The following is a 3,692-nucleotide window of genomic DNA, read 5'->3' as shown; positions in this document are numbered from 1 at the left end:
TATCTTTCAAAAGTAATTCCGCGCCTATGCGCGAAATATCCGATTTTATAATCAAGATTGCGGACGAGCATCAGCGAGTTTCGCAATTACCTAAATTAATGCCTAATAATGCTTTTAAAAAATTATATACCTATACGTTTTAATTGGTTAAGAGGTTTCACCAAAAATACATATAATGTTTAAATAATGTACAAATTCTAAGGATTTTTATGAAATAAAACATTTGATTAATCTCATTTTAAGAACTAAAAGAGCCCTTAGGATACCCTAAGGACTCTAGAGCATCCAACCTTTCCTTTATTTTATCATTTTTAATTCATTTTATTCACAGAAAAATCAATTACTAAATCTTTGTAAAAATAGCTGTTTCCTCTTCAAGCTCTCCAGCTATCTTCTGGTTCTCGTCCATACGTTTAGAAATATTATCCATATCATATACCAGATTCTGAGTGCTTTCGGCTGCAGAAGAAACGCCCTTAACACCATCTTCTATGGCCGAGGTAATACTACTAATGGATTCTGCTATCTCAGTGAATGTATCTTTAAATCCTTCTGTTATATTAGTAAAATCAGCCATAACTGATTCAATATAATCAGCATTATCCTTATACTTTTCACCATCTTCTACGAAACGTTCAAATTCTGGAAGAATAGAATTCTGCATGTAATCTACTAACTCATTTGCATTATCTGCGAGGTTATGAACCGCATTAACTACTACCGAGTTAATCTCCTGAATATTAGCAGCAGTCTGACGGCTGTTTTCTGCAAGACCACCAATCTCATCTGCAACAACAGCAAAACCTTTTCCTGCCTCTCCCGCTCTGGCAGCTTCAATTGAAGCATTTAAAGAAAGCAAATTGGTCTGGCTTGCGATACTCATAATATCATCTGTAAGTGAGTTTACCTGATCTACACTTTGGCTATCTGTAATAGCCTGATTTAAAGCTGCAAGAATGTTATCAACCTTTTTATTTGTTTCATCCATGTTCTCTCGAGCATTCTGTTCCATAACATCAGCATGCTCCTTCATAGTCTTAGAATATTCGTTGATTTCACGGCTCTTATTCGCCATCTCATCAACTTCGATTCTTACCTGCTCTGTGTTGTTATTTATCATGCCAGCACTATTTGCCACCTCCTGCATGGTAGCAGAAAGCTCTTCTGTTAATGCTGACAAATCCGAAGCACTGTCATTTGATGTTTTGACACTTCCCATAACATCATTAACTACCTTGTCCATGGCTGTTGAATTGTTAGTAATCATGATAAAAATACCCTGAAGACGTTCTATAAACTCATTAATACCACGACTAAGCATTCCTATTTCATCGTTGGACTCAATAGTTAATCTTCTTGTCAAATCACCTTCTCTACTATTTATACCATCAATAATTTCATGGAGTTCTGATTCTGCCTTAGTAACAGGGCGCAATATTTTTCTTGCAACAACTATAACAGCCGCAATTACTGAAATTATACTTATAATTACAATTATCAAACTTGCAAAACTTGCAACCATGTTTGCTGTAGATAAAGCCTGTCTTTGAACATCTGATTCAGTGTGAATTGCTGCAATGACATTATCTATATCCTGATTAAGTTTCTGTGCACTTTCAGCTACCTGTCCGTTTGCAGTAGCATATGCATCCTTCGTTCTCTGATTAGCACTCTGTGCCAGAAGAATCATTATAGAATCCTTAAAGCTTTGGAAGTCAGCTTTCATAGTTTCAAAATTTGTATCTTCAGCCGCAAACTGATTTCCATACTCGACCATGGCATTATCTAATACAGCTTCCTCTTCTTCTATCTTTGATACCACTGAAGTCATTGTCTCAAAATCAGTAGCAACAATATGAGAAAGAGCAAGTGAATGAATATCCTTTGCTGTTTGGCCAATTGTATCAAGTTCTGTAATAGCAACCATATATTCATCTGCAATTTTTGTAGCAGTATGATTAACCTTGCTCAAATTAAAGAGTGCCATAACATTAGAAAAAATAGATAGAATTCCCAATAAAAGGACTGGGATTAAAATATATAATCTAATACTTGTTTTCTTACTCATCCTGACGCCCTCCTATTGCTTATTTTCCTCTGAATTTTCTGTTGTAGTTTCTTCTATAATTTCCTCTGTTGTTTCTTCTGTTGTTTCTTCTGTTGTCTCTTCTGTAGCTTCTTCTACAACATCTTCAGTTGCTTCTTCTTTATTTTCTTCTGGAGCAGCTTCACCTTCTTCTGTTACCAGGTCACCAGTAGATTCCTCTCCAGTAATTTCTGTTACCATTTCATTTAAAAGAACCTGAACATCTTTACCCGAAGGATTACCCTGGCTCATAAGCGTTCCAAAGTTAGCTGCCGAATCCCAATAGGTTCCGCCAACTCTCTGCAAGCTTGAATATTCTGCCTGCTGTTGTAATGCCTGAATAGCTTTAGATTCTGCAACAGCACCTGCGCCTGAAGCATTTGTATTAGATGGTCCCTGTCCTCTCATTTCAAATCTTAAAGTCTGATTTTGCTCATTGGTCATCCAATCTGCAAATTTCGCTGCCCATGCCTGATTTTTAGAATAAGAATTTACTCCAACAAGCTTATATCCCGCATAGCTGGACATCTGAACCTGCTGTCCTGCTACTGTATATGTAGGAAGCTTACATGCTGCATAATTATCACCCCAAGCTTCCTTTATTCCATTTTCATCCCAAATACCACTAACACCAGCAGCAAAGGTGCCATCAGCTGCCCCACCTACAAATCCATCATTACTCTCACATGTAAATGCTGGATTTCTACCAATTGCAGCCATAGCCTCTGCAACATCTCGACCAGTTATATTTGTGTATTTTGCATTCCAATTGCAGTAGGTAGAAATTCCGTCATCATTAAGACCAATCTCCATGTCTGTGTTTCCAAAAAACGCATACATGTACCAACCAGAATTCATCTCCATAAATACCTTTTGTCCTGCAGCACCTGCAGCTGCCATAAGACTATCCATAGACTGAACTGCTTCATCACTTATAACCGCTTTATTATAAAATAAGAAATATCCATTATCTGCTGTCAATGGGTAAGCATATAATGTTCCATTTACGGAAGCAGCGTCACTTGCAGCTGCTAAATTTCTACCTGAAATCTCACTGTCATTTTCAACTTTTTTAAGGACACCAGAAGCAACTAAAGCCATGAGCTGATCATCAGCAAAAGTGAATACATCTGGAGCATTTAACACATCTCCAAGTATTTCATCCTTAGCACTGGATTCACTATGAGCCTCAAAGGTAATATTGAAATTTGCCATACTACCATACTCTTTAATAAAGCCACTAATTATTTGATTAACCAGCTCTTCATCTTCATCGGCTCCCCAAACTCTTAGAGAAACATCACCCGATGGCAATCCAGTCTCTTCCTCAGGAGCTTCGGCTGTTGCTGCAGTCTCCTCCTTGGAACCACATCCTGCGAAAAGAGCTGTGATTAACAATAAAGAAACAAAAAAACTAAAAAACCTTTTGCTCATAGAAAAACCTCCTACATGCATAAATCAATTGATATCAATACAATAGCATATAAATGTTACAGAATTGTCAACAAGGGCAATAAAAAATAGGCTACGCCTACTCAACTCCCCTGCCCCTCAATCATGAGGGGTGGGGGTTTATCTCTTAGTTCTAGTCTTCTATAATTATCTT

At 37.3% G+C, this 3,692-nt stretch carries 2 protein-coding genes; both read right to left on the bottom strand.

Annotation, left to right across the window (positions count from 1 at the left end):
- Window positions 1-343: 343 nt before the first annotated feature.
- A complete protein-coding gene (locus tag BM097_RS15760; RefSeq protein ID WP_090161391.1) occupies window positions 344-2,068 on the bottom strand; it encodes a methyl-accepting chemotaxis protein in 1,725 nt (574 codons plus the stop codon).
- Between the two features lie 12 nt (window positions 2,069-2,080).
- Window positions 2,081-3,520, bottom strand: a complete 1,440-nt coding sequence (locus BM097_RS15755) for an extracellular solute-binding protein (protein ID WP_090552620.1) — start codon at window positions 3,518-3,520, stop codon at window positions 2,081-2,083.
- Window positions 3,521-3,692: the final 172 nt, after the last annotated feature.

The organism is Pseudobutyrivibrio sp. OR37, from assembly GCF_900113655.1.
GTDB lineage: Bacteria > Bacillota > Clostridia > Lachnospirales > Lachnospiraceae > Pseudobutyrivibrio.
This window is presented reverse-complemented; position numbering and strand designations above follow the sequence as displayed.

Bases quoted from the DNA above. Each gene is read 5' to 3' on its own strand.
- BM097_RS15760 (WP_090161391.1), bottom strand. From the start codon at position 2,068: ATGAGTAAGAAAACAAGTATTAGATTATATATTTTAATCCCAGTCCTT.
- BM097_RS15755 (WP_090552620.1), bottom strand. From the start codon at position 3,520: ATGAGCAAAAGGTTTTTTAGTTTTTTTGTTTCTTTATTGTTAATCACA.